This is a genomic window from Pseudomonas sp. C321 (assembly GCF_055407105.1).
On sequence record NZ_JBUZRB010000013.1, the window covers coordinates 40,995 to 62,584 of the forward strand.

Annotated in this window: 19 protein-coding genes; 12 read left to right on the forward strand and 7 right to left on the reverse strand. The window is 59.4% G+C overall.

Annotated elements, in window-relative coordinates:
* Nucleotides 1–37: 37 nt before the first annotated feature.
* The gene (locus ACZRJ6_RS24655) at nucleotides 38–256 is read left to right on the forward strand and encodes a DUF2970 domain-containing protein (protein ID WP_149415001.1); all 219 of its coding nucleotides are present in this window, start codon (nucleotides 38–40) and stop codon (nucleotides 254–256) included.
* Nucleotides 257–262: 6 nt separating this feature from the next.
* Here the strand turns inward: ACZRJ6_RS24655 and ACZRJ6_RS24660 are convergent, their stop codons facing one another.
* Entirely contained in the window at nucleotides 263–1,342 is a 1,080-nt protein-coding gene (locus ACZRJ6_RS24660) for an ABC transporter substrate-binding protein (protein WP_463970519.1), read from the reverse strand.
* Between the two features lie 452 nt (nucleotides 1,343–1,794).
* On the opposite strand from ACZRJ6_RS24660, the gene ACZRJ6_RS24665 reads away from it, so the two are divergent.
* The 3 genes from ACZRJ6_RS24665 to poxB all read left to right on the forward strand — a co-directional run bounded on the left by ACZRJ6_RS24665 (nucleotide 1,795) and on the right by poxB (nucleotide 5,843).
* Nucleotides 1,795–3,453, forward strand: a complete 1,659-nt coding sequence (locus tag ACZRJ6_RS24665) for a nitrite/sulfite reductase (RefSeq protein WP_463970487.1) — start codon at nucleotides 1,795–1,797, stop codon at nucleotides 3,451–3,453.
* Nucleotides 3,437–3,931 carry a DUF934 domain-containing protein gene (locus ACZRJ6_RS24670; protein WP_133103220.1) on the forward strand — a complete coding sequence of 165 codons (495 nt, stop codon included), beginning with the start codon at nucleotides 3,437–3,439 and terminating at the stop codon, nucleotides 3,929–3,931. The genes ACZRJ6_RS24665 and ACZRJ6_RS24670 overlap by 17 nt, the downstream gene beginning before the upstream one ends.
* A 187-nt stretch (nucleotides 3,932–4,118) precedes the next feature.
* Nucleotides 4,119–5,843 (forward strand): ubiquinone-dependent pyruvate dehydrogenase, encoded by a 1,725-nt coding sequence (poxB, locus tag ACZRJ6_RS24675; protein ID WP_463970488.1) that lies wholly within the window; start codon nucleotides 4,119–4,121, stop codon nucleotides 5,841–5,843.
* A gap of 46 nt (nucleotides 5,844–5,889) precedes the next feature.
* Here poxB and ACZRJ6_RS24680 read toward each other — a convergent pair whose 3' ends face one another.
* Nucleotides 5,890–6,447 (reverse strand): NADPH-dependent FMN reductase, encoded by a 558-nt coding sequence (locus ACZRJ6_RS24680; protein ID WP_463970489.1) that lies wholly within the window; start codon nucleotides 6,445–6,447, stop codon nucleotides 5,890–5,892.
* A gap of 227 nt (nucleotides 6,448–6,674) precedes the next feature.
* On the opposite strand from ACZRJ6_RS24680, the gene ACZRJ6_RS24685 reads away from it, so the two are divergent.
* Nucleotides 6,675–6,911 (forward strand): hypothetical protein, encoded by a 237-nt coding sequence (locus ACZRJ6_RS24685; RefSeq protein WP_133103217.1) that lies wholly within the window; start codon nucleotides 6,675–6,677, stop codon nucleotides 6,909–6,911.
* A gap of 206 nt (nucleotides 6,912–7,117) precedes the next feature.
* Entirely contained in the window at nucleotides 7,118–8,020 is a 903-nt protein-coding gene (locus ACZRJ6_RS24690) for a LysR substrate-binding domain-containing protein (protein WP_463970490.1), read from the forward strand.
* 10 nt (nucleotides 8,021–8,030) lie between these two features.
* Here the strand turns inward: ACZRJ6_RS24690 and ACZRJ6_RS24695 are convergent, their stop codons facing one another.
* The 5 genes from ACZRJ6_RS24695 to ACZRJ6_RS24715 form a co-directional block, all read right to left on the reverse strand.
* The gene (locus ACZRJ6_RS24695; RefSeq protein ID WP_149415002.1) at nucleotides 8,031–8,600 is read right to left on the reverse strand and encodes a GNAT family N-acetyltransferase; all 570 of its coding nucleotides are present in this window, start codon (nucleotides 8,598–8,600) and stop codon (nucleotides 8,031–8,033) included.
* A 20-nt stretch (nucleotides 8,601–8,620) separates the two neighbouring features.
* Nucleotides 8,621–10,876 carry an Orn/Lys/Arg family decarboxylase gene (locus ACZRJ6_RS24700; RefSeq protein WP_463970491.1) on the reverse strand — a complete coding sequence of 752 codons (2,256 nt, stop codon included), beginning with the start codon at nucleotides 10,874–10,876 and terminating at the stop codon, nucleotides 8,621–8,623.
* 206 nt (nucleotides 10,877–11,082) lie between these two features.
* Complete coding sequence (gene dnaQ / locus ACZRJ6_RS24705; RefSeq protein WP_463970520.1) at nucleotides 11,083–11,823, reverse strand: DNA polymerase III subunit epsilon; 741 nt, start codon at nucleotides 11,821–11,823, stop codon at nucleotides 11,083–11,085.
* 156 nt (nucleotides 11,824–11,979) lie between these two features.
* Nucleotides 11,980–12,432: a ribonuclease HI gene (gene rnhA / locus ACZRJ6_RS24710; protein ID WP_149414993.1), complete on the reverse strand. Its 453-nt coding sequence runs from the start codon at nucleotides 12,430–12,432 to the stop codon at nucleotides 11,980–11,982.
* Between the two features lie 102 nt (nucleotides 12,433–12,534).
* Nucleotides 12,535–13,293: a class I SAM-dependent methyltransferase gene (locus ACZRJ6_RS24715; protein WP_463970492.1), complete on the reverse strand. Its 759-nt coding sequence runs from the start codon at nucleotides 13,291–13,293 to the stop codon at nucleotides 12,535–12,537.
* Between the two features lie 65 nt (nucleotides 13,294–13,358).
* On the opposite strand from ACZRJ6_RS24715, the gene gloB reads away from it, so the two are divergent.
* The 6 genes from gloB to ACZRJ6_RS24745 all read left to right on the forward strand — a co-directional run bounded on the left by gloB (nucleotide 13,359) and on the right by ACZRJ6_RS24745 (nucleotide 21,590).
* A complete protein-coding gene (gene gloB, locus ACZRJ6_RS24720; protein ID WP_463970493.1) occupies nucleotides 13,359–14,126 on the forward strand; it encodes a hydroxyacylglutathione hydrolase in 768 nt (255 codons plus the stop codon).
* 98 nt (nucleotides 14,127–14,224) lie between these two features.
* Entirely contained in the window at nucleotides 14,225–15,637 is a 1,413-nt protein-coding gene (locus ACZRJ6_RS24725; protein WP_463970494.1) for a lytic transglycosylase domain-containing protein, read from the forward strand.
* 192 nt (nucleotides 15,638–15,829) lie between these two features.
* On the forward strand, nucleotides 15,830–17,659 hold the full coding sequence (locus ACZRJ6_RS24730; RefSeq protein ID WP_463970495.1) for an extracellular solute-binding protein: 1,830 nt from the start codon (nucleotides 15,830–15,832) through the stop codon (nucleotides 17,657–17,659).
* Nucleotides 17,656–19,494 (forward strand): extracellular solute-binding protein, encoded by a 1,839-nt coding sequence (locus tag ACZRJ6_RS24735; RefSeq protein ID WP_463970496.1) that lies wholly within the window; start codon nucleotides 17,656–17,658, stop codon nucleotides 19,492–19,494. The genes ACZRJ6_RS24730 and ACZRJ6_RS24735 overlap by 4 nt, the downstream gene beginning before the upstream one ends.
* Nucleotide 19,495: 1 nt before the next feature.
* Entirely contained in the window at nucleotides 19,496–20,569 is a 1,074-nt protein-coding gene (locus ACZRJ6_RS24740; protein WP_463970497.1) for a microcin C ABC transporter permease YejB, read from the forward strand.
* A 1-nt stretch (nucleotide 20,570) separates the two neighbouring features.
* Complete coding sequence (locus ACZRJ6_RS24745; RefSeq protein ID WP_133103206.1) at nucleotides 20,571–21,590, forward strand: ABC transporter permease; 1,020 nt, start codon at nucleotides 20,571–20,573, stop codon at nucleotides 21,588–21,590.

Here is a 21,590-nt window from a genome sequence, read left to right on the forward strand (position 1 = left end):
GACTATGCTGTCCATACACACCTTCACCGGGGGATGTATGGACGATCCAGCCAACCACAAACCGCCAACCTTCTGGCAGATGCTCCACAGCGTGATAGCCGCCGCCTTCGGCGTGCAGAGCGGGAAGAATCGCGCCCGCGATTTTACCCACGGCAAACCCAGTCATTTCGTGGTGCTTGGCATCCTGTTCACAGCCATCTTTGCCCTGACGCTGTTTGGCATCGTCAAGCTGGTGTTGCACTTGGCTGGAGTGTGAAAGCGATCAGGGCATGAGCAGTTGCAAGCTGAAAGGGTAACGGTAGGTCGCAGGCTTGCCTTCGGCTGACAGCGCCCGAAAATCCACGTCATAATCCTGATGAGCATTGATCTCTTGAAGGCGTCGGGCCTGTGCGGGGTCAATCAGCTGGAACAACGCCTCTTGGCGTTCCCGCTCGCCATGCAGGCCGATGTCCACACCCCTGGCATCGTCATGCACCAGTACCATCGCCCAACCGCCCAGGGTGAAATGCCCGGCCACCAACGCGCTCAACCGTCCATCAAGAAGCGCTGCAAGCACTGGGCGTGAGCTGTTGACCGCACTGAACAGCACATCCTTGCCCGGCGTGCGGCCGCTGTTCTGCAGGGCGGTCATGGCGCCCAGAGCCATCTCGTCATTGGCCGACCACACCAGCGCGGTCTGCGGATAACGCTTGAACAACAGCGTGGCCTGCTCAAAGGCGCGCAGACGGTTCCATTCGCCGTAAACCAATTGGCGCAGGCGTACTTCGGGATGCTCCCCCAGGGCTCGCTGCAAACCTTGTTCACGCAGCTGTGCGGTGGGAGTGTTCTTGGCGCCGGAGAAGGCCAGCAAATCGAGGGTTTGGCCGGCGGCGACCGGGCCATGGATGCGCATCAGTTCCTTGAGCATCAGGTAACCGCCCTCCTCGTCGTTGGCGACGAGGCTACCGATCCAGTTGGGATATTTACGTGCGTCCAACAGTTGCACCTGGTCAGGCGTCAGGGCGTTATTGACGATCAGCAACTTGACCCCGCTGCCCTGGGACAGGCGCAGGATTTGCGGGGCAATGTACTGCTCATTGACCAGCACCAGGTAGTCTGGGCGCTGGGAGCCTTGTAAAGCTTCGCGGGCCTGCTGGAGGGTGTTTTGCGGATCGCGCTCGGAATAACGCACGCGCAAATCCAGGCCGAGGTCCCTGGCGGCGGCCTGCATGAATTGCGCATAGTTGACCCAGAAGGTTTCGGTCGAGGTTCCAGGGTTGAGAAAAACCACCGACGTTGCATGGGCCATCGCCCAGAACGGCATACTCGCCACCAGCAAACACTTGTAGAGAACCTTCAGCATCATTACCTGAGCCCCGGATAGTTGCCGCCCAGTGTAATGACAATAAGCCGCTCAATCTCGGCTAATCGCCACGGCGGGACACCCCCCGAAGCTCAGGCAACGTCCTTTATTGATGGCTGACCCAGAACACAGCCGTTGAAACCACCAAAATAATCAGAAAGAGAATGGCCCAGGCGTCCACGGAACTGTCGCTTTTGCGGGCTTTAGTCGGATTGCTCATCGCATCGCCTCTTGTCGGTTTTATGGGTGATTGCATTAAGACTCGCCCACAGTAAAGTCCATGATTGCCCCCGTGACAAATGTGGGTAATCCAATAATCAATCTCATTAGTCGATTTGGTTCTTTGCATATGCTTAAACATCACTTTTGCGCATAAACGCAAACTGGTATCGTGCGCCGGCTCCGTTGGAGTGCGCGGCCGTGCGCGCAGATTTGCCGAGAACAGGACCTATATGTACGTATACGACGAATACGATCAGCGCATCATTGAGGACCGCGTCAAGCAGTTCCGTGATCAGACCCGACGCTATCTGGCAGGCGAGCTGAGCGAAGAAGAGTTTCGCCCTCTGCGCTTGCAAAATGGCCTGTATGTTCAGCGCTTTGCGCCGATGCTGCGGGTTGCCGTGCCCTATGGCCAACTCACTTCGCGCCAGACGCGAATGATGGCCAAGATTGCTCGCGACTTCGACAAGGGCTACGCCCACATCAGTACCCGCCAGAACGTGCAGTTCAACTGGCCGGCCCTGGAAGATGTGCCGGACATTCTGGAAGAACTGGCCACCGTGCAAATGCACGCGATCCAGACCAGCGGTAACTGCCTGCGCAACGTCACCACCGACCAGTTCGCCGGCGTTGCAGCCGATGAGGTGATCGACCCCCGCCCATGGTGCGAAATCGTTCGCCAGTGGACCACCTTCCACCCGGAATTCGCCTACCTGCCGCGTAAGTTCAAGATCGCCATCAATGGCTCGACCTCGGACCGCGCGGCGATTGAAGTCCACGACATTGGCCTGGAGCCGGTGTACAACGCCGCCGGTGAGTTGGGCTTCCGTGTGCTGGTGGGTGGTGGCCTCGGTCGTACCCCGGTGGTCGGCGCCTTCATCAACGAGTTCCTGCCGTGGCAAGACCTGTTGAGCTACCTCGACGCCATCCTGCGGGTCTACAACCGCTATGGCCGTCGTGACAACAAGTACAAGGCGCGGATCAAGATCCTGGTCAAGGCCCTGACACCTGAAGTCTTTGCGCAGAAAGTCGACGCCGAGATGGAACACCTGCGCGGCGGCCAGACCACCTTGACCGACGCCGAAGTGCATCGCGTCACCAAGCACTTCGTCGATCCGGACTACAAGGCCCTGAGCAATCTGGACGCCGAGTTGGCCGAACTCGACCAGCAACACCCAGGTTTTGCCCGCTGGCGTGTGCGCAATACCCTGGCCCACAAGAAGCCAGGCTATGTCGCCGTGACCCTATCGCTGAAACCGACCGGCGTAGCGCCAGGCGACATCACTGACAAGCAACTGGACGGCGTCGCCGACCTGGCCGAGCGCTACAGCTTCGGCCAACTGCGCACCTCCCACGAACAGAACATCATCCTGGCAGACGTTGAACAGAGCCAGTTGTTCACCCTGTGGGGCGAGTTGCGCGAACAAGGCTTCGCCACGCCGAACATCGGCCTGCTGACCGACATCATCTGCTGCCCGGGCGGTGACTTCTGCTCCCTGGCCAACGCCAAATCGATCCCGATTGCCGAATCGATCCAGCGCCGTTTCGACGACCTGGACTACCTGTTCGACATCGGCGAGCTGGACCTGAATATCTCTGGCTGCATGAACGCCTGTGGTCACCACCACGTCGGCCACATCGGCATCCTCGGGGTGGACAAGAAAGGCGCAGAATTCTACCAAGTGTCCCTGGGCGGCAGCGCCAGTCGCGATGCGAGCCTGGGCAAGATCCTGGGCCCGTCCTTCGCCCAGGAAGCCATGCCCGAGGTGATCGGCAAGTTGATCGACGTCTACATCGAACAACGCACCGAAGATGAGCGTTTCATCGACACCTACCAGCGCATCGGCATTGACCTGTTCAAGGAGCGTGTCTATGCAGCGAATCATTAAGAACAACGAAGTGGTCGACGAAACCTGGCACTTGCTGCCCAAGGACACGACCTTCGATGGCATTTCCAACTGCGACGACCTGATTGTGCCGCTGGCCCTCTGGCGCGAGCATGCTCACGCCCTCAAGGCCCGCGACGGCGGCCTGGGTGTGTGGCTGGACGCCGATGAAGAAGCCGAAGAGATCGGTGACGACGTGGAGCACTTCCAGGTCATCGCCCTGAACTTCCCGGCCTTTACCGACGGTCGCAACTACTCCAACGCCCGCTTGCTGCGTGACCGTTATGGTTACAAGGGCGAGTTGCGGGCGATTGGCGATGTACTACGCGACCAGCTGTTTTACCTGCGCCGCTGTGGGTTTGATGCCTATGCGTTACGGGCGGACAAAGACCCGTACGAAGCGCTGGAAAGTCTCAAGGACTTCTCGGTGACGTACCAGGCGGCGACGGATGAGCCTTTGCCGTTGTTTCGCCGACGTTAAGCTTTAGCCCTTCACACTAAGCCCTGAACCCCGGATAGCTGGAGTTCAGGGCTTTTTTGTGGGAGCTGAAACGATCGTCACCCGGTGAAACATCTTTCATGTGAGCCAGGCAATGCCACTCAAGGTGAACATTGGCAACCATCGAGTTGTCCCCTATTGATCAGCCCACTGACGATTGGAGTTCTTCATGGCGAAAATCACCCTGGCCCAGCAACTGGCGACCACTCTTGAACAAGCAGGCATCAAACGCATCTGGGGACTGACCGGCGACAGCCTCAATGGCCTCACCGACGCGCTGCGCACCATGGACAGCATCGAGTGGATGCATGTGCGTCACGAGGAAGTTGCCGCCTTTGCCGCCGGTGCAGAAGCCGCGGCCACTGGCGAGCTGACGGTGTGCGCCGGCAGTTGCGGGCCGGGCAACCTGCACTTAATCAATGGTCTATTCGATTGTCACCGCAACCACGTCCCGGTGCTGGCCATTGCCGCACAGATCCCGTCCTCTGAGATCGGCCTGAACTACTTCCAGGAAACCCATCCCCAGGAGTTGTTCAAGGAGTGCAGCCACTTTATTGAACTAGTGACCAACCCCGAACAAATGCCCCATGTGCTGCACCGCGCCATGCGCTCGGCGATCCTCAATCGCGGTGTGGCGGTGGTGGTCATTCCTGGGGATGTGTCGCTGCTGGAAGTCGAAGACACATTCAAGCCCTGGCCCGCGTTGCTGGCGCCACGTACCTTGCCGGCGGAACAGGACCTGCAACGCCTGACCGACATCCTTGAGCAAAGTAAATCCGTCACCCTGCTGTGCGGCAGCGGTTGCGCGGGAGCCCACGATGAAGTGGTGGCCCTGGCCGACGTCCTTGGCGCCCCGGTGGTACACGCGCTGCGAGGCAAGGAGCACGTGGAATGGGACAACCCCTTCGATGTCGGCATGACCGGGTTGATCGGCTTCAGCTCGGGCTATCACGCGATGCTCAACTGCGACACGCTGATCATGCTGGGCACCGATTTTCCCTATCGCCAGTTCTACCCCACCGACGCGAAGATCATCCAGGTCGATCGCAATCCCCAGGCCCTTGGCCGTCGCGCCACGCTGGACCTGGGAATCGCCGCCAATGTAAGCGAAACCATCCAGGCGCTGCTGCCGCGGCTGACCCGCAATGCTGATCGCAGCTTCCTTGAGTCGTCCCTCAAACACTATGAGAAATCCCGGCAGGGCCTGGACGACCTGGCACAGCCATCAAAAGCCAACCGACCGATCCACCCGCAGTACGTCACCCGGCTGCTCAGCGAGTTGGCGGACGACGATGCCATCTTCACCGCCGATGTCGGCTCACCCACCGTGTGGGCGGCGCGTTATCTGAAGATGAATGGCAAGCGCCGGCTGATCGGCTCGTTCAACCACGGCTCGATGGCCAACGCCATGCCCCAGGCCATCGGTGCCCAGGCAGCGTTTCCCGGTCGCCAGGTTATATCGTTGTCGGGAGACGGTGGTTTCAGCATGCTGATGGGCGATTTCATTTCCCTGGCGCAGTTGAACCTGCCCGTGAAGGTCATCGTCTACGACAACGCTTCATTGAGCTTCGTCGCCATGGAGATGAAAGCCGCCGGTTACCTGGACACCGGCACGGAGCTGCAAAACCCGGACTTTGCGGCCATGTCCAATGCCATGGGTATTCTGGGGATTCGCGTGGAGCAATCCGAAGACCTCGAGCCGGCGCTACGCAGCGCCCTGGCTCATGATGGCCCAGTGCTGGTGGATGTGGTGACGGCGACCCAGGAACTGGCCATGCCACCGAGCATTAAGCTGGAGCAGGCCAAGGGCTTCAGCCTGTATATGCTCAAGGCGGTGATGAGTGGACGCGGGGACGAGGTGATTGAGCTGGCGCGGACTAACTGGTTGCGGTAACCGAACACCACCTTGTGGCGAGCGGGCTTGCCCGCTCGCCACAACCTCAACCCTTCTGCTTTTCGACCCACTTTGCGTAGGCATCAATAAACGCTTGCAGGAACGGCTTGGTCTTCTCCGACACTTTCCCCGACTCATCAAACGCATTGCCAGCGCCGCCCAGATAGGCTTCCGGCTGCTGCATGCAGGGCACGTCAAGGAACACCAGAGACTGGCGCAAATGGTGATTGGCGCCAAAACCGCCGATAGCGCCAGGCGACACACTGATCACCGCACCAGGCTTGCCACTCCAAGTACTTTGGCCGTAAGGACGGGAGCCGACGTCGATCGCATTCTTCAGCGCGGCGGGCACAGAGCGGTTGTATTCGGGGGTCACGAACAACACCGCGTCGGATGAGCTCACGTGTTGACGGAAAGTACTGTAGGCTGCGGGCGGTATTGGGCCGTCAATGTCTTCGTTATAGAGCGGCAACTCGCCGATTTCGACAATATTGAGTTTGAGGTTGGCAGGTGCTAACTCGACCAATGCCAGGGCGACCTTACGGTTGATCGACTCTTTTCTCAAGCTGCCAACCAGTACGGCAATCGTGTAGACCTTGCTCATTGGGGTTTCCCGACGTCTGACTAAAGGAGCTTGTAGTTATAGAGCCTTCACGGCCCTATCACCAGCAGGTTCTGACAACTCCCCTGACGTTCATCTTGCACTCGCCCGTGTAAGTAACGTCTGAAAAAGTCAACGAATAGTATTTTTTTTCCATAGGTAAACTACCCCGCTCCTCTACGGTCTACAGAACCGCAAATCGAGTGTTTATCTCCAGAGGCTCTAAACAGATGGCAGCAGTACTTGTCGGACAGTTCCATGCCAGAGACGCGGAAGGTCGCGTTTATTCCGTGCATGAGTTCCAGGAATCCACCCCGCCGCTCGACGGCCTGGCTGGCTCGGCGCCCACCACTACCTACAAGCTGGCCATTGGCGACCGTGTAGAAAAAATGGAAGGCGATGAGTTCCGATTGATCCAGTCGGGCACCATAATCGTCCGCGAATCGCAAACGACCCACGCTTCATAAGACTTGGTTTCAATACAACGTCTCAGAGGCGAACCTGCTCAGTCCTGGCCATTGATGGCGTGGTGACTGGGCCGGGACGGCTCGACTCTCCCCTCCAGTGCTTTTGCATCCATTATTCAAGCCTGTTCGCCGAGCATCACGTACTTATTTCTCGCGTTCCGGTTTCCCCCATTGAATCCCCAATCGGCTGAACATAGACTCCGGGCATGCGCTTACGTCATATCGAAGTGATTCAGGCCATCTTGCAGACCGGACACCTCGGCACGGCCGCCGAATGGTTGCAACTGCCCGTGGCCGATGTTGACGCCGCGCTCAAGGATGCCGAGCAACAATTGGGGTTCATGCTCTTCGCCAGCGTGCGCGGGCGGCTGCAAGCTACCCGTGAAACCTTGGAACTGCAGGCCCACATCGCTCATATCCATGAGGCGCTAGAGCCCCTGCAGCGCCTGGCCAGCAGCCTGAAACACCATCACTCCCCGCCGCTACGCGCCCTCTGCACACCGCCACTGGCCAACCAACTGCTACCACAAAGCATTGCCCTGCTGCGCCGACGGTTCCAGGACACGCCGTGCAACCTGTCGAGCCAGCCAACCCGGGATATCGTCAAAAGCCTGCTGCTACACGAAGCGGACCTGGGCCTGAGCCTGCATGACCCCGAACACCCGCAGATTCACAGCGCCGTGCTGGCCCAGGGCAAGCTGCAACTGCTGGCGCCCCACGGCTGGCTCAAGCCGCGACAGAAGTACATTGCGCTGCAGGAGTTGGCCGGCCAAGCGATGGTCGGCCTGGAAGGGCAAGACCCGCTGAGTCGATTGCTGGACAGCAAGCTGCAGGCACTGCGGCCGCTGCCGGTAATCCAGACGCGGGTGCAGACTTACCAGATGATGCGCAGCATGGTGGAGGTAGGGGAAGGTCTGGCGATTGTCGATCCGTTCACCGCCAGCGGCGCGCGCGAAGCAGGGCTGGATGCCTGCCCGCTGTCACCGCCGATTCTGGTGACGCTGTATGCATTGACGCTAAAAGACAGCGTCGCTTCCCCGGCACTGAATGCCTTGGTGGAAATTGTCACGCAAAAGGCCGAGGGGTTGCTGGCGGGCGCTGTGACTTAACCCGCACAGATCAAACCGCTTCCAGCTCTGACTTGAACAACCGATACCAGAAAATTGCCACTTCCCTGGTCTGCGGATCAATCCCGCGATACCGCAGGTGATCAATCCCGCCCATCACATACCCGCAACGCTCATACAAACGGCACGCGCCAAGATTGTTGTTCTGGGTTTCCAGCATCATTCCCTGCAGGCTTTTCTTGCGGCTCCAGAACTGCGCCACATCCAGCAACGCCTTGGCCACCCCATGGCGACGCGCAGGCAGCACCACTGCCAGCTCATCAACGTGGGCAAAACCGTTCCAATTGGTGCTGACCACTACATGCCCCACAGGGCGGTCATCCAGGTAGGCCATGAACACTGCACTGTCGGCTGCATCGCGGTAGCTGGCGAACTCTTGCGGGTCGATGCCGTAGCACTTGCGGTATGGCAATATCTGCTCAAGCGCCCATTGATCGACACGCTTGCCGATCTCCGGTACGCCATAGGCGCTGACGTCAAAACTGAAATCGTTGCCCCATACGTAGGGTTCAAATCCCTCGTCGGCGACTCGAACACTGAGCCCCGGGTACTTCGGATTCATTACAGCTTGCATAACCATCCTTAACACTTGATGCAATCGACGGTGTAACAACGACCACCGCCGTCGTCTTCGTGTTGCAATCCATGAACATCGGCAACAAAACCGGGAAAGCTGCTATCGAAGGTCCGGGCAAATGCCAGGTAATCAATGATCGAACGAGTCGATTCGGTAAAGCGTTCCCCCGGCATAATCAACGGAATACCCGGTGGATAAGGCACCAGCATCACCGCTGCAACGCGCCCTGGCAAGGCATCGATGGACACGGCCTCGACTTCACCACGGACCAATTGATCGTAGGCATCCGCCGGTTTCATCGCAATCTCCGGCAAAACCGTGTACATCCGCTTGAGGTGTTTGGCCGTTGCGTTGCTGCGATAACAGCTGTGCAACTGATCGCACAGATCTCGCAAACCCATGCCTTGATAACGCGCGCAGCCTGTTTGAAATACGCAAGGCAAGCAGCTTGCAAGGCTGACATTGGCGTCGTAATTACGTTTGAACTCCAGCAATTCGGTCAGCAGGGTACTCCACTTACCCTTGGTGATGCCCATGGAGAACAACACCAGAAACGAATAAAGACCGGTTTTCTCCACCACCAACCCACGCTCCCATAGAAATTTACTGACGACTGCGGCCGGAATTCCGCACTCACCAAGGGCGCCTCCCGCGGTCAGCCCGGGCATTACCAGGGTGACCTTGATCGGGTCCAGCAGCACGTAATCTTCGGTGATATCACCAAAGCCGTGCCAGTCGGCCTGCGGTTGCAATAACCAATCGGCAGTCGCCACGCGGTCAATACCCGCCACCGAAGGTGGCTGCCAGATGGAGAACCACCAGTCTTGTGCGCCGATGTGCTCACGCAGGTTGGCCAGCGCGCGACGAAAGCTCAGGGCTTCGTCAAACATTTCCTGTAACAGAGAACGCCCCGCCGGCCCCTCCATCATTGCCGAGGCGACGTCCAGGGAGGCGATGATGCTGTACTGCGGCGACGTAGAGATATGCATCATGAACGCTTCGTTGAAGCGGTCGCGATCCAGTTGTCGGGCGCCGCCGTCCTGCACATGGATCATCGATGCCTGGCTGAAGGCTGCCAGCAGCTTGTGAGTGGAATGGGTGGTGAACACCAGAGGGCTATCAGCCGTGCGTGAAGTGCCCATGCCGTAGCGGCCGGCAAAGAACTCATGGAAGGCCGCGTAGGCGTACCAGGCTTCGTCGAAGTGCAGCACCTCGACACTGTTGCCCAGTTGCTGCTTGATCAGCTCGGCGTTGTAACACAAGCCGTCGTAGGTGGAGTTGGTGACTACTGCCAGCTTGACCTTTGGCGCCCGGCCTCGGGCGAGCGGGCTGGCGTCGATCTTGGCGCGAATGGATTCAGGACTGAATTCGCTCAAGGGAATGGGCCCGATAATTCCCAGCTCATTACGTTCCGGGCACAGGTACAGAGGGATGGCACCGGTCATGATGATCGAGTGCAGCACCGACTTGTGGCAGTTGCGGTCCACCAGTACCAGGTCATCGCGCGCGACCATGGAGTGCCACACGATCTTGTTGGCGGTCGAGGTGCCATTGATCACGAAGAAGGTGTGATCGGCACCAAAGTTGCGCGCCGCCCGCGCTTCAGCTTCCGCCAGGGGGCCGGTGTGATCCAGCAACGAACCCAACTCCGGCACCGACACGGATAAATCCGAGCGCAGGGTGTTCTCCCCGAAGAACTGATGAAATGCCTGCCCCACAGGGCTCTTGCGATAGGCCACCCCACCGCCGTGACCAGGGGTGTGCCAGGAATAATTGGAGTCAGCCGTGTGTTGCACCAATGCCTTGAAGAACGGCGGCAACAGGCCATCGAGGTAGGTGCGAGCGGCGCGGGCCACCTGGCGAGCCAGGAACGGTACCGTGTCTTCAAACAGGTAGAGAATGCCCCGCAACTGGTTGAGTTCGCTCATGGCCTCAGCGGGGGCATTTTCCAGGGTCACTTGCTCACCCAGGGCGAAGATCGGTAGATGTGGCGCCCGCACTCGCGCCAGGCGAATCAGCTCAACCATGTTTTGCAGCAGATGGGTATTTTCCCCGGCGCCTTCGGCAGCAATCAGCATGCAGGCCAAGCCATGATGGGTCGAGGCCACCAGCCGGCCTTCAGCGTAATCCACCGCAGAGAAGATACTGAAGCCTTCCTGTTCCAGCTCCCGGGCGATGCCCCGGACCCGATCACCGGCGACGGTGTCGGCCTTGATGTCGCGATGCACGATAAGGATGGGGAACTTCAGGTCTTTGTACATGGGAGCTTGGCGTCCTGAGAGCAATGTACTCAGGGTAGAAGCTGGGGGCGGTTGTAGCGAATGAAGAGAGTCAAATGAGGAATTTCAACTGTAGCCCTGGTCGAGCCCCAGCGAGGCTACGTCAGCCTCAGATCAGCCCCCAGCACCAAGTCACCCACACGCAGCCTCGCTAAAGCTTGACCGTGAACAGAGTATCTACGGGAGGGCTATTGTTCGCACAGTTGGGTCCACAGCGCAGGAGCGCCAGCGGATTTCGCAACCGCCTCCAGGCGTGCCGCATGCTCGGCCATGTCCTGCTCGCTGGCACGAATGATTGCGGTGGGCGTGCGATCGGCAGGCAGGCGGCGAATTTGCGAAGACCGATTGCCGGAGCCTTCTGCCGAACCGTTGCCATCCGAGGCATTACCCGCCAGGGACAGGCTGGTCTGCCCGCCGGTCATGGTCAGGTAGACGTCGGCCAGAATCTCGGAGTCGAGCAAGGCGCCGTGCAGCTCACGGCCGGAGTTGTCGACGCCATAGCGCTTGCACAAAGCATCGAGGCTGTTGCGCTGGCCCGGGTGACGTCCACGGGCCATCATCAGGGTGTCGAGGATCGAGCAGTGCCGGGTGATATCGGCGCGGTCCGTCTGGCCCATCAGGGCGAATTCGTTATTGATGAAGCCGACGTCAAACGCCGCGTTATGGATAATCAACTGGGCGCCGTTGATAAATTCAAAGAACTCATCGGCGACTTCGGCAAAATGCGGCTTGCCCACCAGGAATTCGTTGGTAATGCCGTGGACGCCGATTGCGCCCTCGTCACTTTCCCGGTCCGGTTGCAGGTACACGTGGAAGTGGCGGCCGGTGAGGCGGCGTCCCATCAGCTCGACACAACCGATTTCAATGATCCGGTGGCCGTCGGTCACCGGCATGCCGGTGGTTTCGGTATCGAGTACAACAGATCGGATGGCCATCAGGGTTCAGCTCTCAACGGTTCGGTGTATTTCAAGGGGCGGGATATTAGCACGTCATGCCACAGACGGCCCAAGGCCGACATGCAACGGGCAACAGCGATTGCTGCTCTATAAGCCCGCCGCAGCACAGCGACTGTGCACCGCCCGCCTTTAGCTCTGCTTGTAACCCCGCACGTCATCCACACCGCGATTGGCCAACTGATCGGCCCGTTCGTTGCCGGGATGCCCGATGTGCCCGCGAACCCACTTCCAGGTGATGTTGTGGCGATTGCATTGCTCATCGAGCAACTTCCATAGGTCGGCATTTTTCACCGGTTCCTTGGCCGCAGTCTTCCAGCCGCGCTTCTTCCAGTTGACCATCCACTCGTTGATGCCTTTCATGACGTACTGGGAGTCGGTCACCAGCAGCACGTCGCAACGGCGCTTGAGTTCTTCAAGGCCGCGAATGGCACCCATCAGTTCCATGCGGTTGTTGGTGGTGTTGGCTTCGCCGCCCCACAATTCCTTCTCCACGCCCTGGCACACCAGCAAGGCGCCCCAGCCGCCGGGACCAGGATTGCCCTTGCAGGCACCATCGGTGAAGAGTTCTACGCTATCGGTCATTGCATACTTTCCATAAAAGCCGGGGGCCATCAAAGCGGGCTGCCGATAATCGACCAGCAAAACCCGAGGCCGAGAAACTCGACCGAAATACTAAAGAGTGTTTTATTGCTCGCTGGATCGGCGATTGACCTTGGCCATCGGCATCGGCACCAGCTTGCCCATCCGTTCGCGACGGACCTGGCTCACTGGCCGTAGCCCGACCACAATCTTGCGGGCCACCAGCAAATAGAAACCGCCACCGGACAACTGCCAGGCTCCGGCTTTGCGCTCCCATCCTGCCAGGCGGCCCTGCCACTTGGTCGACGCGAGCGGCGGACGATAGCACCCGAAGCGGCGTTTCTCCAGCGCGAAGCCCAGCAGGTTAAGCCAGTCACCCACCCGTGACGGCGAGATGCAGCGGGCCTGGCGCAACCCGTCATGGGCAAACACATGCCGCAGGCCCCACGAGCTCCAGGGATTGATGCCGACGATCAGCAAATGGCCACCAGGACGCACGCTGCTGGCCGCCTCGCGCAGCAACCCATGGGGCGACAGGCAGAAATCCAGGCCATGTTGCAGTACCACCACATCGGCGGCGTGCTCGCTCAACGGCCAGGCCTGCTCCTCGCAGACAATCTCCACCCCCGGCAACGGCGCGCCCAGGCGCACATTGCGCTGTACCTGGGGCGCAACCGGCGGAGGCTGCGCCGAGGGACCGTAGTGCACCAGGTAACCGCCGAAGAACCGCCCCAGCTCGTCTTCGAGCATGCGCCGCTCTTCATCCAGCAAAAATTGCCCGATAGGCCCGGACAGCCATTCACGGGCGGCGCCGATCAGGGCCAGCCACTCGGGATCGGCCTGGGCGAACGCTTTATCAGTCATTGCATTCTCCAACTCACCAAGACGTTCTAAGATGCACCAATGTGTTCAGCTTGGCGAATCAAAGAATGATACAGATCAGTGCCCTGCCCGCCTTCACCGATAACTACATCTGGTTGTTACAGGATCATCGCAGCCATCGCTGCGCGGCAGTCGATCCCGGTGACGCCGCGCCCGTCCTGGGCTGGCTCAAGCAGCATCCGGAGTGGACCCTCAGCGATATCCTGGTCACTCACCATCACCATGATCATGTCGGTGGCGTCGAGCAACTGAAAAGTATTTCAGGCGCAACGGTTTATGGCCCGGCGAATGAACAGATCCCGGCCCGGGACGTCGCCCTGAACGATAATGACCGGATCACCGTGCTGGGTTTGGAGTTCGATGTCTTCGCCGTGCCCGGCCATACCTTGGGGCACATTGCCTTCTATCATCACGGCCTGCTGTTTTGTGGCGACACCCTGTTCGCCGCGGGTTGCGGTCGACTGTTCGAAGGCACCCCCGAGCAGATGCATGTTTCTCTGGAACGTCTGGCTGCCCTACCCGCCGACACCCTGGTCTACTGCACCCACGAGTACACACAAAGCAACCTAAAATTTGCCCAGGCCGTGGAACCGGATAACACCGATATCGCCGAGCGAGTGGAAAAGGTCCGTCAGTTGCGGGCCAACGGCAAGATGACACTGCCTTCGACCCTGGCCCTGGAAAAACTCACGAACCCTTTCCTGCGCACCTCGGAAACATCTGTTAAAGAAAAAGCGGACGAACGGAATGGCCTGAATAACCGGTCCGGGAGCGCGGTTTTTGCTAGCTTGCGGTCTTGGAAAGATACGTTCTAAGAAGACAGGTTCTGGTACGAAATTTCTGAATGGTTGACCGCAACCAAAGCGCTTTCTAGAATCGCCCGACATTTTTGCCCGGAACTAACTTCCAGCCAATGTCGTCACCTATTCGTAAATCCAACCATTCAGACGCATTGACCCGCTTGGCTCAAGCCATTGCGGTGGCTGTCTCCGCGACTCTGGCGGGCTGCCAAACGACTAATTTCGCTGCACAATCCACCGTGCAACCCAAACCCATCCTTGCTGCCAAGATCAAGCAAAAGCCCCTTTGGTTATCAGAGAAACCAAGCCCCCAGGTGCCCCAGGATGTCTGGGAACGTATGCGCCAGGGTTTCCAATTGCAGGACGGGGTGGGCGTCAACCCGCGCATCGAGCAACAGCGCTTGTGGTTTGCCAGCAATCCATCCTTCCTGGAGAACGCCGGCGAACGCGGCAGTCTCTATATTCATTACATCGTCGAACGCCTTGAAGAACGCAATATGCCCCTGGAACTGGCGCTGCTGCCAGTGATTGAAAGCGCCTACAACCCGATGGCCTATTCACGCAGCAATGCGGTCGGCTTGTGGCAGTTCATTCCTTCCACCGGGCGCTACTTCAACCTGCGCCAGACCCGCGCCTATGATGGCCGCCGCGACATCACCGCCTCCACCACCGCCGCCCTGGACTATCTGACACGTCTGCATGACATGTTCAACGGCGACTGGTTGCTGGCCCTGGCAGCCTATAACGCTGGTGAAGGTACGGTCAGCCGGGCCATCGAGCGCAACGAAAAGCTCGGTTTGCCAACGGACTACTGGAACCTGCCACTGCCTCAGGAAACCAAGGACTACGTACCCAAGTTCCTGGCGCTGTCCCAGGTGGTGCTGGCCCCCGAGGCCTACGGCGTCAACCTGAACCCGATCGCCAACACGCCCTATTTCGAAGTGGTCGAAGTCAAGCAAAGCATGGACCTGTCCCGGGTCGCGGCGCTGGCAGAGATTGACGAAGACGAACTGTTCCAGCTCAACCCGGCCCTCAAACAGCGCACGACCCTGGATGGGCCCCAGCATTTGCTGGTGCCGACGTCCAAGGCGCAGTTGCTGGCCAGCAGCCTGTCGGCGATGAATCCCGAGGAGTTGCTGAGCCTGCGACCGAAAAAGCCGGTGTTCGACGAAGTGGAACACAAGGCCATCGCCGGTCGCTCGCGCAGCTACAAGGTCAAGAGCGGTGACAACCTGACGTTCATTGCCAAGGCCAACAAGGTCGATGTCCATGACCTGCAGCGCTGGAACAAGCTAAACGGCCAGAGCCTCAAGGTCGGCCAGACCCTGGTCATGCAAGACACCCGCAAGGTGATGGCCAAGGCCGGCGGCAAGAAACCGGCGCAGTACAAGGTCAAGAAAGGCGACTCGCTGTACATCGTGGCCAAGCGTTTCAACGTTGAGATGCAACATCTCAAGCGTTGGAACCCGCGTACTGGCCTGGCGCTGAAGCCCGGGCAGATGCTGGTGGTTTCCGGACCGCGCTAAGGGTTCGATGGCACTGTAAATCTAATGTAGGAGTTGTCGAGCCCAGCTCGACAGCTCCTACATTGATCTCCACCCCATTCATCACCGAGTTAGCCCGCCCGATCCATCCCACAGCAACTCCCTTTTTCCAGCCGGAACAAGCTGTTACTGTACCGATCATAAAGCCCAAGCCGCCTGGATCGGATCTCTGACTTGAAGCGTTCCCTCCTTCTACTAATAAGTCTGGCCTTGAGCTTTTCCGCGAACGCCACCATTACCGAGAGCCACGGTTATGCGCAGTTCGGCACGCTCAAGTACCCGGCCAAATTCACCCACTTCGACTGGGTAAACCCTGCAGCGCCCAAGGGCGGCACCTTGCGGGTCATGGCCGCGGGCACCTTCGACACCCTCAACCCTTATACCTTCAAGGGTACGAGCCCGGTGTCCACTGCCAATTTCCTGCAATACGGCGTCAACGAGCTTAACGAGCCGCTGATGGTCGGGACCGGCCAATACGCCCCCTCCGGCGATGAACCCACCTCCAGCTACGGCCTGATCGCGCAATCGGTGGAATACAGCGAGGACCGCAGTTGGGTGGTGTTCAACCTGCGCCCGCAAGCCCGTTTCCACGATGGCAAGCCGATCACCGCCTACGACGTAGCGTTCTCCTATCGCACGCTGCTGACCGAAGGCCACCCGCAATACCGCACCAACCTTCAGGAAGTGGCGCGGGTAGACATCCTCAATCGTCATCGCATACGCTTTGTGTTCAAGCGCGCCGGCAATCCGCTGCTGATCCTGCGCCTGGGCGAGTTACCGGTGCTGCCCCAGCACTACTGGAAAAACCGCGACTTCAAGGCCACTACGTTCGAGCCCCCGCTGGGCAGCGGGCCCTATCGGATCGCCAAGGTCCAGCCGGGCCGGCAACTGGTGTTCGAGCGGGTCATGGACTATTGGGGCAAGGACCTGGCGGTCAACCGTGGCTTTTACAACTACAACAAGGTCGAGGTGGAGTTCTACCGCGATAGCGACGTGGCTTTTGAAGCCTTCAAGGCCGGTGAGTTCGATATCTATATCGAGCATCAGGCGAAAAACTGGGCCAACGGCTACAACTTCCCGGCGGTCAATCGTGGCGACGTGATCAAGGCGCAGATTGCCCACCAGATCCCGACCCAGAGCCAAGGTCTGTTCATGAACAGCCGACGCCCGACTTTCAGCCAAACCAAGGTCCGCGAAGCTCTGGGGCTAATGTTCGACTTCGAGTGGACCAATCGCACCCTGTTCAGCGGCGCCTACAAGCGCACGCTCAGCTACTACCCCAACAGCGAATTCTCCGCCACCGGGGTCCCGGTGGGCCATGAATGGCTGATGCTCTCGCCCTATCGCGAGCAACTGCCGGCCAACCTCTTCACCCAGGCCTTCAGTTTGCCCCAGACCGACGGACGCGGCATTCCCCGAGACACCCTGCGTCGCGCCCTGGCGCTACTGGCCGAAGCCGGCTGGAAGCTTTCCGGCCAGCGCCTGCTCAACAGCGAGGGGCAGCCGCTGCGCTTCGAGATACTGCTGGTCAACCCAAACCTGGAACGAATCCTTCAGCCTTATGTGGAGAATCTGACGAGCATCGGGATCGACGCCCGCTTGCGCACCGTTGACCGGGCGCAGTACAAACAACGGCTCGACCAATTCGACTTCGATATGATTCTGATGACCCTCAACCAGACCCTTAGCCCGGGGCTTGAGCAGTGGCAGTATTTCCATTCCAGCCAGGCTGGGATCAAGGGCAGCAAGAATTACGCGGGCATCGCCAGCCCGGTGGTCGACCATCTGCTGGAACAACTGTTGGCCGCGCAGACCCGCGACGAGCAACTGGCAGCGGGCCGAGCCCTGGACAGGGTCCTGCTTTGGCAGCACTACAGTATTCCCAACTGGTACCTCAACTATCATCGCCTGGCGTACCGTAATCGGTTCGCCTTCGTCACCACGCCGCCCTACAGCCTGGGCCTGAGCGCATGGTGGCTGAAAGCTTCGGAGAAAGCCCAATGATACCTTTGCGTACTGTGATTCTTGGTGGCCTGTTGTTCTGTGCTGCGGCCAATGCCGCGCCGAAACATGCCCTGACCCTCTATGACGAACCGCCCAAATACCCCGCCGATTTCAAGCACGTCGACTATGTAAATCCCGACGCGCCCAAGGGCGGCACCTTTCGCGAGTCCAGCATGGGTGGTTTCGACAGCCTCAACCCCTTCATCAACAAGGGCGTAGCGGCGGACAACATCACCCTGATCTACGACACCCTCGCCCAGCAAGGCCTCGACGAGCCCATTACCGAATACGGCCTGATTGCCGGCAAGATCGAAAAAGCCCCCGACAACAGCTGGGTGCGTTTCTACCTGCGGCCCGAAGCACGCTTCAATGATGGCCACCCGGTGCGCGCCGAAGACGTGGTATTCAGCTTCCAGACCTTGATGAAACAAGGCTCGCCGATCTATCGCACCTACTACGCTGACGTCGACGAAGTGGTGGCCGAAGACCCACTGCGGGTGTTGTTCAAGTTCAAGCGCACCAACAACCGCGAACTGCCGCTGATCCTCGGTCAGTTGCCGGTACTGCCCAAGCATTGGTGGGCGACTCGGGACTTTGCCAAGGGCAACCTGGAGGTACCACTGGGCAGCGGGCCGTACAAGGTCGTCGAGGTCAAGCCCGGCCGATCGATTCGCTACGAGCGGGTCAAGGACTACTGGGGCAAGGACCTGCCGATCAACAAGGGGTTGTACAACTTCGATTACCGAGTCACCGACTATTACCGCGACAACACCGTTGCACTGGAAGCACTCAAGGCCGGCCAGTTCGACTACTGGCAGGAAATCAGTGCGAAAAACTGGGCCAACGCCTACAACATTCCAGCCGTCACCCAGGGCCGGCTGATCAAGGAAGAGATCCCCAATGGCAACCCGACCGGGATGCAGGGTTTCGTCTTCAATATTCGCAAACCCATGTTCCAGGATGTGCGCGTACGCAAGGCCATCAGCCTGCTGCTGGACTTTGAATGGAGCAACAAGCAACTGTTCAACGGCGCCTACACCCGCAGCCGCAGTTACTTTGAAAACTCGGACATGGCGGCCATCGGCCTGCCCGGCCCCGAAGAGTTGGCAATTCTTGAACCGCTGCGCGACAAGATCCCGCCCCAGGTATTCACTGAAGCCTTCCAGCCGGCAAAAACCGATGCCAGCGGCATGATCCGCACCCAGCAGCGCGAAGCCTATCAACTGTTGCAAGAGGCCGGCTGGCGTATCGTCGACGACAAGATGGTCGACGCCACCGGCAAGCCGGTGACCATCGAGTTCCTCCTGGCCCAGACCGAGTTCGAGCGCATTTTGTTGCCGTTCAAGCGCAACCTGTCGGACTTGGGGATAGACCTGGTGATTCGTCGGGTCGACGTCTCTCAATACATCAACCGCATCCGCTCCCGTGACTTCGACATGGTGGTGGGCAGCTTCCCGCAATCCTCCTCACCGGGTAACGAGCAGCGTGAGTTCTGGAAATCTTCCAGCGCCGACAATCCGGGCAGCCGTAACTACATCGGCCTGAAAGACCCGGCCATCGACCAGTTGGTGGAAGAGCTGATCGACGCCGACTCGCGCAAAAGCCTGATAGCCCACGCCAAGGCCCTGGACCGGGTGCTGCAGTTCGGCTACTACGTGATCCCCAACTGGCACATCAAGACCTACCGAGTGGCCTACTGGAATCACCTCGGCCACCCGAAGGTCCCTCCGCGCTATGACGTCGGTATCGCCACCTGGTGGATCAAGCCCGATGCCAAACCTGCCGTGGCCCTGGACACAGACCCAACCGCCGATCCGGCGAGCGGAGGCGATTAACATGCTGGCCTATATTTTTCGCCGACTGCTGCTGATTATTCCGACCTTGTTCGGCATCCTGCTGATCAACTTCGTCATCATCCAGGCCGCTCCCGGTGGCCCGGTGGAGCAGATGATCGCCAAGCTCGAAGGCTTTGAAGGCGCCACCAGCCGAATTGCCGGCGGCGGCGCCGAAGTGTCGGTGGCGGGCGCAAGCTACCGTGGTGCCCAGGGTCTGGACCCGGCGCTGGTCAAGGAAATCGAGAAGATGTACGGCTTCGACAAGTCGGCGCCGGAACGCCTGTGGATCATGATCAAGAACTACGCCAGGCTGGATTTCGGCGACAGTTTTTTCCGTGACGCCAAGGTCATCGACCTGATCAAGGAAAAGATGCCGGTGTCCATCTCCCTCGGGCTGTGGAGCACCCTGATCATGTACCTGGTGTCGATCCCGCTGGGGATCGCCAAGGCCACGCGCCATGGCAGCCACTTTGACGTCTGGACCAGTTCGGCGATCATCGTCGGCTATGCGATACCGGCGTTCCTGTTTGCGATCCTGCTGATCGTGGTGTTTGCCGGCGGCAGTTATTTCGACTGGTTTCCCTTGCGAGGACTGACTTCCAATAACTTTGACGAGTTGAGCTGGGGCGCCAAGGTACTCGATTATTTCTGGCACCTGGCGTTGCCCGTCACCGCCCTGGTAATCGGCAACTTCGCCACCATGACCTTGCTGACCAAAAACAGCTTCCTCGACGAGATCAACAAGCAATACGTGGTGACCGCCAAGGCCAAGGGCCTGACCAGCCATCGCGTGCTCTATGGCCATGTGTTTCGCAACGCCATGCTGCTGGTGATCGCCGGTTTTCCTTCGGCGTTTATCGGCATCTTCTTTACCGGCTCGTTGCTGGTGGAAGTGATCTTCTCCCTCGACGGCCTGGGCCTGATGAGTTTTGAAGCGGCGATCAACCGCGACTACCCGGTGGTGTTCGGCACGCTGTTTATCTTCACCTTGCTGGGGCTGGTGGTGAAGCTGATCGGCGACCTCACCTACACCCTGGTGGACCCACGCATCGACTTCGAAAGCCGGGAGCATTGAGATGAATCTATCCCCCCTCAATCGCCGTCGTTTCGAGCGCTTCAAGGCCAACAAGCGTGGCTGGTGGTCGCTGTGGCTGTTCCTGATTTTGTTCGGCGCAAGCCTGGGCGCCGAACTGATCGCCAACGACAAACCGCTGGCGGTGCATTACGACGGCGACTGGTATTTCCCAGCCCTCAAACGCTACCCGGAAACCACCTTCGGCGGCGAATTCCCCCTGGAAGCCAACTACAAAAGTCCGTACATCCGTGAGCTGCTCAAGGCCAAAGACGCCTGGACCCTGTGGGCGCCGATCCCTTATAGCTACCAGAGCATCAACTACGACCTGAAAGTCCCGGCCCCGGCCCCGCCTTCAGCGGACAACCTGCTGGGCACCGACGACCAGGGCCGCGATGTGCTGGCGCGCGTGATTTACGGTTTTCGTATTTCGGTACTGTTTGCCCTGACATTGACGGTACTCAGCTCGATCATCGGCGTGGTGGCCGGCGCGTTGCAGGGTTTCTATGGCGGCTGGGTCGACTTGGTCGGGCAGCGGTTCCTGGAGATCTGGTCGGGCTTGCCGGTGCTGTACCTGCTGATCATCCTCGCCAGTTTCGTGCAACCGAACTTCTGGTGGTTGCTGGGGATCATGCTGCTGTTTTCCTGGATGAGCCTGGTGGACGTGGTGCGCGCCGAGTTCCTGCGTGGGCGCAACCTGGAGTACGTGCGCGCGGCCAGGGCCCTGGGCATGCAGAATGGCGCGATCATGTTCCGCCATATCCTGCCCAACGCCATGGTCTCGACCATGACTTTCATGCCGTTCATTCTGACTGGCGCCATCGGTACCCTGACCGCCCTGGACTTCCTGGGCTTTGGCCTGCCAGCCGGTTCGCCGTCTTTGGGTGAGTTGGTGGCCCAGGGTAAATCCAACCTGCAAGCGCCGTGGCTGGGCATGAGTGCCTTTGCCGTGCTGGCGATCATGTTGAGTTTGCTGGTGTTTATCGGCGAGTCCGCTCGCGATGCCTTCGACCCGAGGAAATGA